We start from the raw sequence: 14,766 nt of genomic DNA, 5'->3' as shown, positions 1-14,766 counted from the left end.
TGAAGCGATCATCCGCTTCAGGCGTCGTCCTTCTCACTTCCCTCCAGGCGTCGACGCTCCAGCTCCAGTGCCGCCTGCTGCGCCGCCAGCCGGCGGCGCTCCCTGGCCCGCTTGGGCCGCAGCAGGTCACGCCAGCGTATGTTGATGATCCCTATCCCGCTGATCACCAGCGCACCGCCGGCCAGCTTGAATATACCGAGGTCGTCGCCGAGCAGCAGCACGCCGAGGATGACCGCGAACACAGGGGTGAGCAGGGTCATCGGTACCAGCTTGGCCATCACATGGCGGCGCAGCAGCGAGTACCAGAGCCCGTAGGCGAGAATCGAAGAGAGTACCGCGCTGTAGATCACGCCGGTCCAACCGCGCCAGCCGGCGTTGAGGATCGCCTCCCATTGCCCGCTTTCGAAGATCAGCGACGCCAGTGCCACTTGCGGGATCGCTAGCAGCGAGACCCAACCGGCCATCGCCAGCGATGGAATCGGCGGGCCTATCTTGATCAGCAGGTTGGAGACGGCCCAGCCCATCGCGCTGAGCAGCAGCAGGCTCAGCGGTAGCGCAGAGGGCAGGCTCGGGCCTCCGGCGAGCACGATGACCCCCGAGAAGGAGACCGCCAGGCCGAAGATTCGCTTGGCATTGAGCCGCTCCTTGAGGAATATCGCGGCGAGGATGGTGGCGAAGGGCGTGCCGAGCTGGACCAGCAGCGCAGCGGTGCCCGCCTCGCTCATCGACAGGCCCAGGAACATCAGGCTGAAGTGCATCAATCCGAAGGTGAACGAGAGCAGCAGCAGCCACTTCAACTGGCGGCGGTTCACCCGCATGAACGGCAGCAGCAGCACGCCGACCAGGATGAAGCGCAAAACGGTCATCTCGAGCGGGGGGATTTCGGTGACGCCGACCTTGATGACGATGGTGTTGAGCGCCCAGATGAAGATGACACCCACGGCAATGAGAAAATCGGAAAGGGGCACGCGGGCCTCGCTTGGGTCGGCGGTGGAGAGTGCGCGACGGCTTGCCGTCCGGGCTACATTATCACCGCTGCCGTGGTCGTTGCGTCAATCTCGTTATAGGAGTCTCGCAGTGTCGTTCACTTTTCAAACCGTTCGATTCCGGCGCTCATGCGTTCGATCGGCCGCCGCCTTGCTGCTGCTGGTGGTTGCTTGCTTTACCGCGGTACAGGCCGCCGAGCGCGTACCGCTCGGCATCGAGACCCACACCGGCACGCGCTCGCTGGCGGTGGAGCTGGCCGGGACCGCCGAGCAGCGTGCGCGCGGACTGATGCAGCGCGAGTCGCTGCCCGAGGACGGCGGCATGCTGTTTCTATACGGCGGGCGGGAGCAGCCGGCGTCGAACGGCTACTGGATGTATCGCACCCTGATTCCGCTCGACATCGCTTTCATCGGCGGCGACGGCCGGATCCACTCCATCCGCACCATGAGCCCCTGTGAAAGCCGCACCGCGATGAACTGTCCGAGCTACTACCCCGATGCGCCCTACATCGCCGCGCTCGAGGTAGAGGGCGGTTACCTCGAGCGTCACGGCATCGAGGTGGGAGACCGCATCGGCCAGGGGCGCGAATTACTGTTCGATTGACGCGGGCGGCTGGGCTGCATTCAGCCACGCTGGCCTATCCGAGGCGCCAGCTCGGCACAGAAATGCTCGAACTTGCCGCTGTAGTAGTGCTCGCGTGGCCAGCCGATCCGGCCGATCGAGAACAGCAGCTCTTCGAGGCGGGCGCGGATGGTGGCGTGGTTCTTGGTATCGACCACGAAGACATGCTTGCCGCGCGCGTCGTCAGGGCTTTCGGCCAGCTGGCGGAGAATGAAGCGCAGCAGTGCGTCCTCGGGCGGCATGCTGTAGCCCACGATCACCAGCACGCTGGTCTCGCGCAGCAGTCGCACCGCCTTGGGAAAGACCTGCTGGAAGTAGCGCTCGCCGTAGTCTTGTACCTGCGAAGGCAGGATCAGCAGCGGCGGATCGCGGCGCACTTCCCGCTCGTCGCGAGCGCGATAGTCGAAATCGAAGCCGAACCCGTCGCTGCGGCTTTGCAGTTCGAAGCCGCCGTTGATCTTCAAAAGGTTGCGATCCAGACGACGGGGAGCCTGCTCCCATATCGACCGCCCGCAGATGCTGCTTGGGGTGATGCCCCGATAGAAGCGGTCGAATACCGGCGTTCCACTTGGTTCGATGCGCTCCTGCAGGCGTTCCAGGGTGAAGTCGTAATTGGTGGTGATGAAGTGGTAGAGCGGCCATAGCGGACCGAAGCCCGAGCGGCGCGCGCAGCGTTCCAGCGCGCTGAAGAAGTCGAGCATCGCCTGCTGGCCCTCGCTCGGCGGTGAATCGTCGAATCGCAGGCTGCCGTCGGAGATCGCATGCAGGTCGCAGCGGGCATGGAATCGGCGCCAGATCAGCGCGCGTATCTCGTTGATCGCAAGGCCCAGGTTCTGGCTGTCGATGTAGCGGTTGCGGATGTCGGGGTAGCGAACCTGCATGTCCATCGCGTACGACAGCGCCTTGAAGCGTTCGAAGTCGAGCCGCTGGTACTGCTCCCAACCCATCACGTGCAGGATGTGGCGCAGGTTGGGCAGGGCTTCCAGCTCCTCGACATCGAACGAGAAAAGCTCGCCATCGGTCGGCGCGCGCGGATCCCACGCCTTGGAGAATCCCGCGCCGCACCAGAACGTCACCACCGGTGGCGGCATGCCGATCGGGTCGCGCTCGAGCAACGTCTGCATCAGCGCGACGAAGGCCTCCTGGGTACTGGCGTTGCTCGTCTCGATCCCACTGGTCGCGTGTTCCTCCATCCTCGACTCTCCTCCTCGCGCGATTCGCCATACCAGTATGGTCCACGGCGGGCGCTTCGGGACGCAAATGCAGCCCGGGTACCGGGCGGTGTGGGTCTCAGCACATGTGTCCATGGCACCGAATGACGGAGAAAAGGGACGGGTCACGCTGATTGCATAAATGTTTCAGAAATTTTTCATGAGAGACTATTTCGATCTGATGCGTCCTTTCTCATCCTGAAAGGGCCGATGTTCCCCCGATGGATGTCAGCTGTATTGGAGAGCTTCATCGGTTGAAAAAAATAAAAATTCAGGGGGATGGGGGATGATGCAGGCGCTGGATTCTACCGTGCTGAAACTGACGAGCATCGTCGCGAGCCGTTGGGAAATCATCGATTTGATCATCGTGGGAACGACGAAATCCAATAGCATCAAAATGCTGCCGATCGTATGTTTGCTTTGGTATGCCTGGTTCTCGAAGTCCGATACGGAAAAGGCGAGGCGGATCGTCCTCAATGCCGGGCTCGGCGCTGTACTGGCCACGGTAGTGGCCAGGTTGATTCAAAGCGTCTTTTCGAATCGACCGCGGCCGATGCACGCGGAGAACCCCGATTACGTAGCGCCCTACGGCGTCGATCTGCAGGCATTGGAGAACTGGAGTTCATTCCCAAGCGATCACGCCGCGTTGGCCTTCGCCTTGGCAGCCGCCGTATTCCTGTTTTCTCGCCCACTCGGCATCTTCTGTCTTTCATGGGCGGCGATCGTCAGCACCTTTCCGCGCATTTATGCTGGATATCACTATGCATCGGACGTACTGGCGGGCGCTTTCATCGGTGTGATCGCCACCCTGCTGGTCAGTACATGGGGCAGGCCTTTGGTGTGTTGGCTGCATCGTATCGTTCAGCGGCTCGAAGAAAGACAAGCCCCTTTGTTTTATACGCTGGCTTTCGTCGCCTCGTACCAGGTCACCACGATGATGGATGAGCCGCGTAAGATCCTGCGCACACTCTACGAGGTCATGTGGTCGCTCTCTTGAGCTGGATGAGTCTCAGAGCTGGAGTTCGTAGAGGACGTGCTTGCGCTGGCGCTTCCAACCGAGCGACTCGTAGAACGCTTGGGCGTCGGCGTTTTCGTCGAAGATGGTCAGCTGCAGCGAGGTGGCGTGCTGCTCCTTGGCGAAGCGCGCGGCGGCCTGGGTCAGCTCGCGGCCGAGCCCATAGCGACGGGCCTCCGGGGTGACGTAGAGATCGTTGAGGATCCAGGTCCTGGAGGCTGCAATGGCGGAGAATGAAGGGAACAGCTGGACGAAGCCGACGCCGGTGCCACTGGTGTCGAGGGCGATGAACAGTACCGCTTCGTCCTGGATCAGGCGCGCCTTGAGGAAATTCCTCGCCAGCGTAAGGTCGATCGACTGGCCGAGGCTCTGACGATAGGCGTCGAGCAGCGGGGCGAGGAGGTCGACATCATCTAGTTGCGCGCGTCGAATCGTCATGAAGGGTCCTTGGCAGTGGAATCGTAGAAGGCGCCGCCGTTCGGCACCTCATCCCGTCAGGGTAGCGCGTCGGTTGCACCATCCCAAGCGACGCTCGAGCTCGTCCGCAGCCGGTGGGCGCAACGGATGGAAAAACGCCTCGCTGGCAGCGAGGCGTTCGAAGGGACCCGGCATGCGTCGCAGGGCTAGTAGAGGTTGGGACGCAGCTCGCCGCTCATGTAGCGCTGCGCCATCTTCTCGAGGCTGATCGCCTTGATCTTCGCCGCCTGGCCAGCGGTGCCGAAGGCCTCGTAGCGAGCGGCGGCGATGTCGCGCATCGCCTTGACCGTCTCGGCTAGGTACTTGCGCGGGTCGAATTCGCTCGGGTGCTCGGCCATGAAGCGGCGGATCGCACCGGTCGAGGCGAGCCTGAGATCGGTGTCGATGTTGACCTTGCGCACGCCGTGCTTTATGCCCTCGACGATCTCTTCGACCGGTACGCCGTAGGTCTCGTCGATCTCGCCACCGAAGCGGTTGATCACCTCGAGCCACTCCTGCGGTACCGAGGAGGAGCCGTGCATCACCAGATGGGTATCGGGGAGCCTGGCATGGATCTCCTTGATCCGCTGGATCGACAGCGTGTCGCCGGTCGGCGGGCGGGTGAACTTGTAGGCGCCATGGGAGGTGCCGATGGCGATCGCCAGGGCGTCGACCTGCGTCGCGCGAACGAAGTCGGCGGCCTCTTCGGGATCGGTGAGCAGCTGGCTGTGATCGAGCACGCCTTCTGCGCCGATGCCATCCTCTTCACCGGCCATGCCGGTTTCGAGCGAGCCGAGGCAGCCGAGTTCACCCTCGACCGAGACGCCGCAGGCATGCGCCATCTCGACGGTACGGCGGGTGACGTCGACGTTGTAGTCGTAGTCGGTCGGGGTCTTGCCATCCTCGCCGAGCGAGCCGTCCATCATCACCGATGAGAAACCGAGCTGGATCGAGCGCTGGCACACCGCCGGGCTGGTGCCGTGGTCCTGGTGCATCACCACCGGGATGTGCGGGAACTCCTCGACCGCGGCGAGGATCAGGTGGCGCAGGAAAGGGGCGCCAGCGTACTTGCGCGCTCCCGCCGAGGCCTGGACGATCACCGGCGAATCGGTGGCGTCGGCGGCCTCCATGATCGCCCGCATCTGCTCGAGGTTGTTGACGTTGAACGCAGGCACTCCGTACCCGTGCTCCGCAGCGTGGTCCAACAGCTGCCGCATGCTGATCAGTGCCATGAGGGGATGACCTCTCGGTGGGTGGGGCGCCCGCGGGCGCCCCGGTTCTCTCTCGACGCCTACCGCCGCGCTCGGATGTCGCGGCGTGTGGCCTGTGCTCTTTCGATTCAGCTTATCGTCGCATGCCGGCGCGACCCACGCCGCCTCCGGCCTCACCCGCGAGGGGTAAACCCTGGGCTCAGCGCTTGGCCGCCGCTTCCAGGGCAGTCACCGCCGGCAGCTGCTTGCCTTCGACGTACTCGAGGAAGGCACCGCCGCCGGTGGAGATATAGGAGACCTGTTCACTGATCCCGTACTTGTCGATCGCCGCCAGGGTGTCGCCGCCGCCGGCGATCGAAAACGCATCGCTTGCCGCGATCGCCTCGGCGAGCGCCTTGGTGCCCTCGCCGAACTGATCGATCTCGAACACTCCGACCGGACCGTTCCAGAGGATCGTGCCCGCCGCCTTCAGGCTGGCGGCGAAGGTCGCCGCGGTCTTCGGTCCGACATCGAGGATCATCTCGTCGTCGAGCACCTGGTCGACCGGCTTGACCGTCGCCTTGGCGCCCTCGGAGAACTCGGTGGCGACCACGACGTCGACCGGGATCGGTACCTCGACCTTGTCCATCAGCGCCTTGGCCTGCGCGACCAGGTCGGCTTCATAGAGCGACTTGCCCACCGAGTGGCCGGCGGCGGCGATGAAGGTATTGGCGATCCCGCCACCGACGATGAGCTTGTCGCATTTTTCCGACAGCGCATTGAGCACTTCGAGCTTGGTCGACACCTTGGAGCCACCGACGATCGCCAGCATCGGCCGCTTCGGCTCGGCCAGCGCCTTGTGCAGTGCCTCGAGCTCGGAAGCGAGCAGGGGACCCGCGCAGGCTTGAGGAGCGAAGCGAGCGACGCCGTGGGTCGAGGCCTGGGCGCGGTGGGCGGTACCGAAGGCATCCATCACGAACACATCGCAGAGGTTCGCGTAGGCGCGGGCCAGCGTCTCGTCGTCCTTCTTCTCGCCCTTGTTGAAGCGCACGTTCTCGAGCAGCACCACTTCGCCGTCGTCGAGCGCCGGCAGTCCTTCGAGGTAGTCCTTCTCCAAGCGCACGCTCTGTCCGAGCAGGTCGCTGAGACGGCTGGCCACCGGCGCGAGTGAGAACTCGTCGTCAGGCTCTCCCTCGGTGGGACGGCCGAGGTGGCTCATCAGCATCACCTTGGCACCGGCTTCCACCGCCGCCTTGATCGTCGGCAGGCAGGCACGGATGCGTGCGTCGGAGGTCACGCGGCCTTCCTTGATCGGTACATTCAGATCTTCGCGGATCAGAACTCGTTTGCCCTTGAGATCAAGCTCACCCATCTTGCGCACGTTCATGCGGCAGCTCCTGGAGGTTGGTAAGGAATATCGCTGAAACACAGCGGGTTGGCAATATGCGTAATATTACCAACCCGATGATTTAGAACGGAAAAAATGGAATATGGAATGTCTCGGCCATGCTTGGGCGCAGGCCCTGTTGGCGAAGACGCCCGCCCCGGCGGGATAGGTCGCCGGGGCGGGCGTGAGCCCGTGGGTGCGTCCGACGCTTGGATCAGCCCAGCGTCTCTTCGGCGATCTTCACCAGGTTCTCGACGGTGAAGCCGAAGTGCTTGAACAGATCCTCGGCCTTGCCCGACTCGCCATAGCTGTGCATGCCGAGGATATTGCCGTCGAGGCCGACATACTTGTACCAGCCGTTGACCGAGGCGGCCTCGACCGCGACCCGCTTGATCACCGCGCGCGGCAGCACCGATTCGCGGTATTCGGCGTCCTGCTCGTCGAACATGCTGGTGCAGGGCATCGACACTACGCGGACCTTGCGACCCTTCTCTTCTAGCACCTTGGCCGCGTCGACCGCGAGGCCGACTTCGGAACCGGTGGCGATGAGAATCAGCTCGGGGGTGCCTTCACTGTCGCGCAGCACATAGCCGCCGCGTTTGATCGCGGCGAGCTGGGCTTCGCTGCGCGGTTGCACTGGCAGGCCCTGGCGGGAGAGGGCCAGAGCGGTCGGGCCCTTCTCACGCTTGATCCCTTCGACCCAGGCCACCGCGGTCTCGACCGAGTCGGACGGGCGCCAGGTATGCAGGCCGGGCAGCGCGCGCAGCGCCTCGAGCTGCTCGATCGGCTGGTGGGTCGGGCCATCCTCGCCAAGGCCGATCGAATCATGGGTGAAGACATGGACGATACGGGTGTGCGACAGCGCGGACATGCGCACGGCATTGAACATGTACTCGACGAACACCAGGAAGGTGGCGTCGTAGGGAATGAAGCCGCCGTGGGTAGCGATGCCGTTGGCGATCGCCCCCATGCCGAACTCGCGCACCCCGTAGTGCAGGTAGGCGCCGCCGAAGTCGGTCTTGCTGATCGGCTCGACGCCTTTCCAGATCGTCAGGTTCGAAGGCGCGAGGTCCGCGCTGCCGCCGAAGAGCTCCGGGAAGATCGGGCCGAGCTCGTTGAGCACGTTCTGCGAGGCCTTGCGCGAAGCGATCTTCTCGCCTTTTTCCTGTGCCTCACGGATCAGCTTGTCGGGATCGAACGCGGCCGGCAGCGCACCGGAATAGCGGCGCTCGAGCTCCTTGGCCAGCTCCGGATAGGCCTCGGCGTAGGCGCTGAGTACCTTGTCGTGCTCGGCTTCGAGCTGGGCGCCCTTTTCGCGGGCGTCCCAAGCGTCGTAGATCTCCTGCGGGATGACGAACGGCGGGTAGTCCCAGCCGAGCTCCTTGCGTGCCAGGGCGACTTCGTCGTCGCCGAGGGCGGCGCCGTGGCTCTCTTCCTTGCCGGCCTTGTTCGGTGAGCCGAAGCCGATCACGGTCTTGCAGATGATGATCGAAGGCTTGTCGTCGACCTGCTTGGCCTGGTTGATCGCCGCATCGATCTGTTCGGCGTCGTGGCCGTCGATCGGGCCGATCACGTTCCAGTCGTAGGCTTCGAAGCGCTTGGCGGTATCGTCGGTGAACCAGCCTTCGACCTCGCCATCGATCGAGATGCCGTTGTCATCGTAGAACACCACCAGGTTGCCGAGGCCGAGGGTGCCGGCCAGCGAGCAGGCCTCGTGGCTGATGCCCTCCATCAGGCAGCCGTCGCCGGCGAAGACCCAGACCCGGTGGTCGACCACTTTGTGGTCGCCGCGGTTGAACTGGGCGGCGAGGGTGCGCTCGGCGATCGCCATGCCGACGCCGTTGGCCAGGCCCTGGCCGAGCGGGCCGGTGGTGGTCTCGATGCCGGCGGTGTAGCCGTGCTCCGGGTGTCCGGGAGTCTTCGATCCGAGTTGGCGGAAGTTCTCGAGCTCCTTCATCGGCAGGTCGTAGCCGGTGAGATGGAGCAGCGAGTAGTGCAGCATCGAACCGTGACCGTTGGAGAGGATGAAGCGGTCGCGATCCTGCCAGTCCGGGTTGTTCGGGTTGTGCTTGAGGTGGCCTCTCCATAGTACCTCTGCGATGTCCGCCATCCCCATCGGCATGCCCGGGTGACCTGAGTTGGCCTTCTGGACGGCATCCATGGAGAGGGCGCGAATCGCGTTGGCGAGCTGACGACGTGACGGCATGACGTTAGAGGCTCCTGAGGTTCACTGTGAGTGTCGAGGATGCGATCGGCCTGACCGACCGGAATGTAGGAAAGCTACGCAATTTTGCGACGCAGCGCCATCGGTGGTTATCCCGTGGTCGCCCGCGCTCGTCGCGCGCCATCGATGACGGGCGGCGGCTTGTCGCGGCGCGGGCGCCATACTACGGGCGTTGGCGGTTGTCGCGACACGGCCACGGCTCATCGTCACAGGATAGTGTCCATTCCCACGGCTGGATAGCCGTGATAATGATTTTCACTGCCGTGCTGCCGCGAGCCTTTTCCCGCCGCGTGCAGAAGGGGCGGGAAAGGCCTCAGCGCAGCTGGACCTCATCGAGGATGCTGGCGAAGGCGCGTGGATCGTGGGCGAAGCGGCCGAGGAACAGGCCATCTGCGCTGTCCTGGATGCGCGACAGCAGGCCCGGCCCGGCACTGCCGCCATAGATGATCCTGGCACGGTGGCCCGCATTCGAGATTCCGGCGCGCAGCAGATCGCAGACCTCGGCGATGAATGCCGGGGTGGCCGATTCGGCTGCGCCTATCGCCCATACGGGCTCATAGGCGAGGATCACTTCGCCGCTCAGGCCCTGGCGCTGCGCTTCAGTGAGCGCGCTCTCCAGCTGAGCGAGGCATGCCTGCGCGGCTTCCCCGGCGCTGCCTTGGTGCGTTTCACCGACGCAGAGCACCGGGGTCAGGCCGTTGCGCAGCGCAGCCGCGGTTTTCAATGCCACCGTCTCGTCGGTCTCGCCGAACAGGCGACGACGCTCGGCATGGCCGATTTCGGCATAGCGCGCGCCCATTTCCGCCAGCAGGGCGCCGCTGACTTCGCCGGTGAAGGCGCCCTGATCCTCCCAGTGCAGGTCCTGGGCACCGATGCGCATCGGGGTGGTGGAGAAGATCTCCTGCGCGGGGGCGATCAGCGGAAAGCTGGGCAGCAGGAACAGCTCGACCCGGCCTTCGAGGACAGCCGGGTGGCGGGCGATCGTGCTCGCCACTTCTCGGCACCAGTCGAGCGTGCGGCGCTGGCCGAAGTACATCTTGAGGCTCATGCCGAGAATGATGGGCGCTGCGCTCATGAATGTTTCTCGGCCTCGGCGTGCGTGGCTTCGTAGTCGCTCAGCGCCTGGACCTTGGCCGCCGAGGCGGAGCTCTCATCGAAGCGATAGGTCAGCCATTCGCGCGCCAGCCGCCGTGCGAGCTCGAGCCCGACCACCCGCTGGCCCATGCAGAGCACCTGGGCATTGTTGCTGAGAATCGCCCGCTCGACGGAGAAGCCGTCGTGGGCGGTCACCGCGCGGATGCCCGGCACCTTGTTGGCCGAGATCGCAACGCCCAGCCCGGTGCCGCAGATCAGTAGCGCCCGGTCCGCTTCGCCGGCGCTGACCTTTTCCGCTGCGCTGATCGCGACGTGCGGATAGGCGATGGAGCAGTCGGCATCGACGCCGACATCCTCGACCGAGGCGACCAGCGGGCTTTCGAGCAGGTCCGCCTTGAGCGCTTCTTTGTATTCGTAGCCGGCGTCGTCGGAACCGATGATGATGCGCAGTTTGTCGGTCATGTTCAGGAGTCCTTGGGTCATGCGGTAACGGGAGTGCCTTTGCTGATCACTTCGCCGACTGCGGCGACGATCAGCGCCAGCGAGATCGCGCCGGGATCAGGGGTGCCGACGCTCTTCTCCGCCAGGGGGCGGGCGCGGCCGATCTTGGGTACCAGGTGAGCGCTTTCCTCAGCGGCTCGATGCGCGGCCTCGGCCGCCTTGCGCCAGGCCTGGGCAAGCTCGGCGCCGCCTTCGACCTCGCGTTCGAGGGTCTGGTGGAAGGGGATCAGCGCGTCGACCATGGTCTTGTCGCCGGGAGAGGCTTTGCCGAAGTGGATGATGCCCTCCAGCGCCCGGCGTACGCCTTCGCTGACGCGTTTGGCGTCGGGGGCGTGCTCGTCGCCGATCGCGGTGCCCAGCGCGCCCAGCGCTACCCCCCACAGCGCGCCTGAGGTGCCGCCGGCACGATCGGCCCAGGCATCGGCGGCACGGGTCAAGAGGGTGCCGGCGCCGGCATCGCGGGCTTCGAGCTCGCGCGCCTTTTCCACCGCGGCTTTTACGCCGCGCTCCATACCGATGCCGTGGTCGCCGTCGCCGGCGATCGCATCGATCCGGCCGAGCCTCTCGACGTTGGCGAGCACCACTCGCTCGGCCGCCTCCAGGGCGGTGAGCACGCAGGCGGCGGCGCGGCGCGATTCGCCGGAGGCTGGGGTAACCACGTCGAGGTCGGGAATTTCGAGCTCGGTCGCCTCGAGCGGTTCGGCGAGGGTGATCTCGCCCTTGCGAAACGCTGGCGTCGCGGCGGGTGCGCGCCATAGCCGTTCCAGCTCTTCGTCGAGCCAGAAAAGAGTGAGGGAGAGCCCTGCCATGTCGAAGCTGGTGACCAGCTCGCCGACTTCGGGTTCGATTACCTCGATGCCGGCATCGGCGAGCAGCTGGGCAACTCGCCGATAGACGACGAATAGCTCTTCGTACTTGACGCTGCCGAGGCCATTGAGCAGCACCGTGACGCGCTGGCCGCGGGGCGATTCGACCCCTTCCGGCAGCTCCTCGAGCAGCGTAGCGACCAGTCGTTCGGCGAGTTCGTCGGCGGTGGGGATGTCGCAGTCCTCGATGCCCGGCTCGCCATGGATACCCATGCCGAGCGCCATCTTGTTGGCGGCGACCTCGAACAGCGGCTGGCTGGCGCCGGGCAGCGTGCAGCCGGAGAAGGCGACGCCGAGCGAGCGGGTGCGCTCATTGGCGCGCCTGGCCACCGCGAGCGTGGTGTCGAAGTCGTAGCCGGCCTCGGCGGCGGCAGCGGCGGTCTTGAACACGGTCAAGTCGCCCGCGATGCCGCGCCGTTTGTGGCGCTCCTCGATCGGCGCACTCGAGATGTCGTCGGTGACCGGCAGCACCTCGCAGCGGATGCCTTCCGAGTTGAGGCGCTCCTTGGCCATGCCGAAATGGAGTACGTCGCCGGCGTAGTTGCCGAAGCTCAGGATCACCCCGCCGCCGTTGTCGGCGGCGCGGGAGACGGAATAGACCTGGCGGGCGGAGGGCGAGGCGAACAGGTTGCCCATCGCCGCGCCATGGGCGAGTCCCTGGCCGACCAGCCCGGAGAAGGCCGGGTAATGCCCCGACCCGCCGCCGATCACCACCGCGACCTCACCCGGCCTCGATCGGGTATTGCGCACTACGCCGCCGGGAACTTGGCGGACCTTGTCGGAATAGGCGGCGACGAAGCCTTCGATCAGCTCGCTGGCGAAGTCCGAGGGGCGATTGAACAGACGAGTCATGGGTCTGGCTCCTGTGGCGGGGCGCCTGGCGGGCGCGCTGCACCGGTGATACCGGATATATGATCTTTGCGTGAACAAATGATGAGATGAATCCAGTATCGATCGGCTGGAGGAATGTCTATATACGACTTTGGTTGATCGCTATTTAGCCTTTCATCCCTTGGTGTGGCTCGGCTTGCGCTGGGTCGTGTGCTTTCTGCTGGCGATTGATCCAAAGTTCCTGTGGTGATCAAAAGTTGAGATGTGGCGTTTGTCCGGCCGGCTTTTATGGCTGTGCTATCGTTGGGCGCGCCAGGAGGCTGTCGAACGAGTGGGGGAGAAAAAGAACGATGAGCGAGCGCAGTGAGGTTGGCGAGGCTGATCTGATGACCGAGATCGCCGCACTCTACTATGTCGAAGGCGAGACCCAGGAGGCGATCGCCCAGCGGCTGGGGATTTCCCGGATCAAGGTGGGGCGACTGCTCAAGCGTGCCCATATGGAAGGCATCGTCGACGTACGGGTGCGGCTGCACCCCGCGGTCAGTGCCGAGATAGAGCAGGAGTTGAAGCGTCGCTTCGGCATCAAGCGGGCGCTGATCGCGCTCGACCACGGCGACGAGGAGCGCCAGCGCTCCAACGTTGCCAGCCTGGTCGCCGACCACCTGGCCCGCACGCTCGACGACGGTGCGATCGTCGCCGTGGGCATGGGGCGAAATGTCGGCTCCGTCGCCGACAACGTGTTCGTCCAGCAGGCGCGACGCTGCTCGTTCATTTGCGCGATCGGTGGCTCTTTGCGTGCCGGCGAGTACATGAACCCTGACCATATCTGCCGGCGCTTGGCGGCCAGGTTCGGCGGCGAGAGCGAGACGCTCTATGCCCCGGCGCTGGTGCAGGACGCGACCGCGCGCGAGCGGCTGCTCGACAACATCACCGTGCGCCAGACCCTCGATCGCGCCCGACGCGCCGATATCGCCCTGATCGGGGTCGGAGATCTGAGCGAGAACAGCAACATGGCGCGGATGGGGTGGTTCACGCCCCAGGAGATCGCCGAGGCGCGGCTGGCCGGAACGATCGGTGACATGATGGGGTACGACTTCATCGATATCCATGGCCGTCCGGCCAAGACGCCGATGCAGGGACGAGTGATCGGACTGTCGATCAGCGATCTTGCGCGGATCCCCGATGTCATCGCGATCGCCAGCGAAAATACCAAGGCTGCCGGGATACTCGGCGCGCTGCGCACCGGGGTGATCGACACCCTCGCCACCAGTGCGACCAATGCCCATACCATCCTGAGTCTCGACGAGGTGGGGCGGCGCTGAGCTCGAAGCGCCGTTGCCCTGGTAGCCCGGCGGCGGCGCCGAGGACCAGGGTGCGCGCTCAGGGTTCCAGCTCGTCTTCGATGTGGGCTCGGATGATTTGCTCGAAGTCGCGCTCGGCGGTGAATCCCAGCGCCGTCGCTCGCTCGGCGTCGAAGCCCGCCGCCCAGCCGCCGATCATGGCGATGATCTCTGGGTCGGGCCGTTCCTCGATCAGCGCCACCGCCGCGTCACCGGCGATGCGGCGCAGTGCTTCTATCTGATCATCGACGGTGGCGCTCACTCCCGGCATCGACAGGTTGCGGCGTGGGCCGATGAGCGCGGTATCGATCGTCGCCGCATGGAGCAGGAAGCCGACGGCGGAGCGGGGCGAGGCGAACCAGTGGCGCACCTCGCGCGGCACCGGCAGGATCGCGGGCTGGCCGACCAGCGGCTCGCGAATGATGCTGGAGAAAAAGCCCGATGCAGCAAGGTTGGGTTTGCCGGGGCGCACGCAGAGCGTGGGTAGCCGGATGCCGATGCCGTCGAAGAAGCCGCGCCGGGTACAGTCGGCGAGCAGCAGCTCGCAGATCGCTTTCTGGGTGCCATAGCTGGTCAGCGGCGTCGAGTGGAAGTCGTCGCCGATGCGTTCCGGCAGCGGTGCGCCGAATACCGCGATCGATGAGGTGAAGACCAGCCGAGGGCAGTAGCCGCTGCCGAGGTTGGCCTGGCGGATCGCATCGAACAGCTCGCGGGTGCCGTCGAGATTGATCCGGTAGCCCTTGTCGAAATCGCGCTCCGCTTCGCCGGAGACGATCGCCGCCAGATGGAAGATCAGGTCGGGTCGCCGTTCTACCAGGCGCTGCGCTTCTCCCGGCGCCGACAGATCACGCACTTCCCGGTGCAGTTCGCCTTGAAACGTCTCGGGCAGCGGCGGTTCGACCACATCGATGAGCGTCAGTGCTTCTATCTCGAGGCCGTGGCGCGCGCTTGGCTCGATCAACGCCTGGGTCAGCTTGACGCCGACCATGCCGGCCGCGCCGATGATGGCAACGTGCATGGAGTACTCCTTGGGTCGAGGGAA

The 14,766-nt window shown here is 65.0% G+C and carries 13 protein-coding genes; 3 read left to right on the top strand and 10 right to left on the bottom strand.

Annotated elements, in window-relative coordinates; all coding sequences use genetic code 11:
• Positions 1-17: 17 nt before the first annotated feature.
• Positions 18-968: a DMT family transporter gene (locus Q376_RS21145; protein ID WP_081803354.1), complete on the bottom strand. Its 951-nt coding sequence runs from the start codon at positions 966-968 to the stop codon at positions 18-20.
• Positions 969-1,137: 169 nt separating this feature from the next.
• On the opposite strand from Q376_RS21145, the gene Q376_RS21140 reads away from it, so the two are divergent.
• Complete coding sequence (locus tag Q376_RS21140; protein WP_245598886.1) at positions 1,138-1,590, top strand: DUF192 domain-containing protein; 453 nt, start codon at positions 1,138-1,140, stop codon at positions 1,588-1,590.
• A gap of 20 nt (positions 1,591-1,610) precedes the next feature.
• Here Q376_RS21140 and Q376_RS0102360 read toward each other — a convergent pair whose 3' ends face one another.
• On the bottom strand, positions 1,611-2,801 hold the full coding sequence (locus Q376_RS0102360) for an SIR2 family protein (RefSeq protein ID WP_027348945.1): 1,191 nt from the start codon (positions 2,799-2,801) through the stop codon (positions 1,611-1,613).
• A gap of 304 nt (positions 2,802-3,105) precedes the next feature.
• On the opposite strand from Q376_RS0102360, the gene Q376_RS23885 reads away from it, so the two are divergent.
• Complete coding sequence (locus Q376_RS23885; protein ID WP_052364871.1) at positions 3,106-3,816, top strand: phosphatase PAP2 family protein; 711 nt, start codon at positions 3,106-3,108, stop codon at positions 3,814-3,816.
• A gap of 12 nt (positions 3,817-3,828) precedes the next feature.
• On the opposite strand, the gene Q376_RS0102350 is transcribed toward Q376_RS23885, so the two are convergent.
• The 7 genes from Q376_RS0102350 to Q376_RS0102320 all read right to left on the bottom strand — a co-directional run bounded on the left by Q376_RS0102350 (position 3,829) and on the right by Q376_RS0102320 (position 12,405).
• Positions 3,829-4,272 carry a GNAT family N-acetyltransferase gene (locus Q376_RS0102350; protein ID WP_027348944.1) on the bottom strand — a complete coding sequence of 148 codons (444 nt, stop codon included), beginning with the start codon at positions 4,270-4,272 and terminating at the stop codon, positions 3,829-3,831.
• Between the two features lie 185 nt (positions 4,273-4,457).
• On the bottom strand, positions 4,458-5,522 hold the full coding sequence (gene fba, locus Q376_RS0102345) for a class II fructose-bisphosphate aldolase (protein ID WP_027348943.1): 1,065 nt from the start codon (positions 5,520-5,522) through the stop codon (positions 4,458-4,460).
• Between the two features lie 178 nt (positions 5,523-5,700).
• Positions 5,701-6,867 carry a phosphoglycerate kinase gene (locus Q376_RS0102340; protein WP_027348942.1) on the bottom strand — a complete coding sequence of 389 codons (1,167 nt, stop codon included), beginning with the start codon at positions 6,865-6,867 and terminating at the stop codon, positions 5,701-5,703.
• Between the two features lie 214 nt (positions 6,868-7,081).
• On the bottom strand, positions 7,082-9,073 hold the full coding sequence (tkt, locus tag Q376_RS0102335) for a transketolase (protein ID WP_027348941.1): 1,992 nt from the start codon (positions 9,071-9,073) through the stop codon (positions 7,082-7,084).
• 331 nt (positions 9,074-9,404) lie between these two features.
• On the bottom strand, positions 9,405-10,166 hold the full coding sequence (locus tag Q376_RS0102330) for a triose-phosphate isomerase family protein (RefSeq protein WP_027348940.1): 762 nt from the start codon (positions 10,164-10,166) through the stop codon (positions 9,405-9,407).
• Positions 10,163-10,648: a ribose-5-phosphate isomerase gene (locus Q376_RS0102325; RefSeq protein ID WP_027348939.1), complete on the bottom strand. Its 486-nt coding sequence runs from the start codon at positions 10,646-10,648 to the stop codon at positions 10,163-10,165. Before Q376_RS0102325 ends, Q376_RS0102330 begins: the two co-directional genes overlap by 4 nt.
• 17 nt (positions 10,649-10,665) lie before the next feature.
• Positions 10,666-12,405 carry a dihydroxyacetone kinase family protein gene (locus Q376_RS0102320; RefSeq protein WP_027348938.1) on the bottom strand — a complete coding sequence of 580 codons (1,740 nt, stop codon included), beginning with the start codon at positions 12,403-12,405 and terminating at the stop codon, positions 10,666-10,668.
• Positions 12,406-12,734: 329 nt separating this feature from the next.
• On the opposite strand from Q376_RS0102320, the gene Q376_RS0102315 reads away from it, so the two are divergent.
• Entirely contained in the window at positions 12,735-13,706 is a 972-nt protein-coding gene (locus Q376_RS0102315; RefSeq protein ID WP_027348937.1) for a sugar-binding transcriptional regulator, read from the top strand.
• A 58-nt stretch (positions 13,707-13,764) separates the two neighbouring features.
• On the opposite strand, the gene denD is transcribed toward Q376_RS0102315, so the two are convergent.
• Positions 13,765-14,742 carry a D-erythronate dehydrogenase gene (gene denD / locus Q376_RS0102310; protein ID WP_027348936.1) on the bottom strand — a complete coding sequence of 326 codons (978 nt, stop codon included), beginning with the start codon at positions 14,740-14,742 and terminating at the stop codon, positions 13,765-13,767.
• Between the last annotated feature and the right edge of the window lie 24 nt (positions 14,743-14,766).

The organism is Halotalea alkalilenta DSM 17697, from assembly GCF_000621205.1.
GTDB lineage: Bacteria > Pseudomonadota > Gammaproteobacteria > Pseudomonadales > Halomonadaceae > Halotalea > Halotalea alkalilenta.
Note: the sequence above shows the minus strand (reverse complement) of the source record. Positions and strands in the feature narration are given on the sequence as shown.

Bases quoted from the DNA above. Each gene is read 5' to 3' on its own strand.
- Q376_RS0102360 (WP_027348945.1), bottom strand. From the start codon at position 2,801: ATGGAGGAACACGCGACCAGTGGGATCGAGACGAGCAACGCCAGTACC.
- Q376_RS23885 (WP_052364871.1), top strand. From the start codon at position 3,106: ATGATGCAGGCGCTGGATTCTACCGTGCTGAAACTGACGAGCATCGTC.
- Q376_RS0102350 (WP_027348944.1), bottom strand. From the start codon at position 4,272: ATGACGATTCGACGCGCGCAACTAGATGATGTCGACCTCCTCGCCCCG.
- fba (WP_027348943.1), bottom strand. From the start codon at position 5,522: ATGGCACTGATCAGCATGCGGCAGCTGTTGGACCACGCTGCGGAGCAC.
- Q376_RS0102340 (WP_027348942.1), bottom strand. From the start codon at position 6,867: ATGAACGTGCGCAAGATGGGTGAGCTTGATCTCAAGGGCAAACGAGTT.
- tkt (WP_027348941.1), bottom strand. From the start codon at position 9,073: ATGCCGTCACGTCGTCAGCTCGCCAACGCGATTCGCGCCCTCTCCATG.
- Q376_RS0102330 (WP_027348940.1), bottom strand. From the start codon at position 10,166: ATGAGCGCAGCGCCCATCATTCTCGGCATGAGCCTCAAGATGTACTTC.
- Q376_RS0102325 (WP_027348939.1), bottom strand. From the start codon at position 10,648: ATGACCGACAAACTGCGCATCATCATCGGTTCCGACGACGCCGGCTAC.
- Q376_RS0102320 (WP_027348938.1), bottom strand. From the start codon at position 12,405: ATGACTCGTCTGTTCAATCGCCCCTCGGACTTCGCCAGCGAGCTGATC.
- Q376_RS0102315 (WP_027348937.1), top strand. From the start codon at position 12,735: ATGAGCGAGCGCAGTGAGGTTGGCGAGGCTGATCTGATGACCGAGATC.
- denD (WP_027348936.1), bottom strand. From the start codon at position 14,742: ATGCACGTTGCCATCATCGGCGCGGCCGGCATGGTCGGCGTCAAGCTG.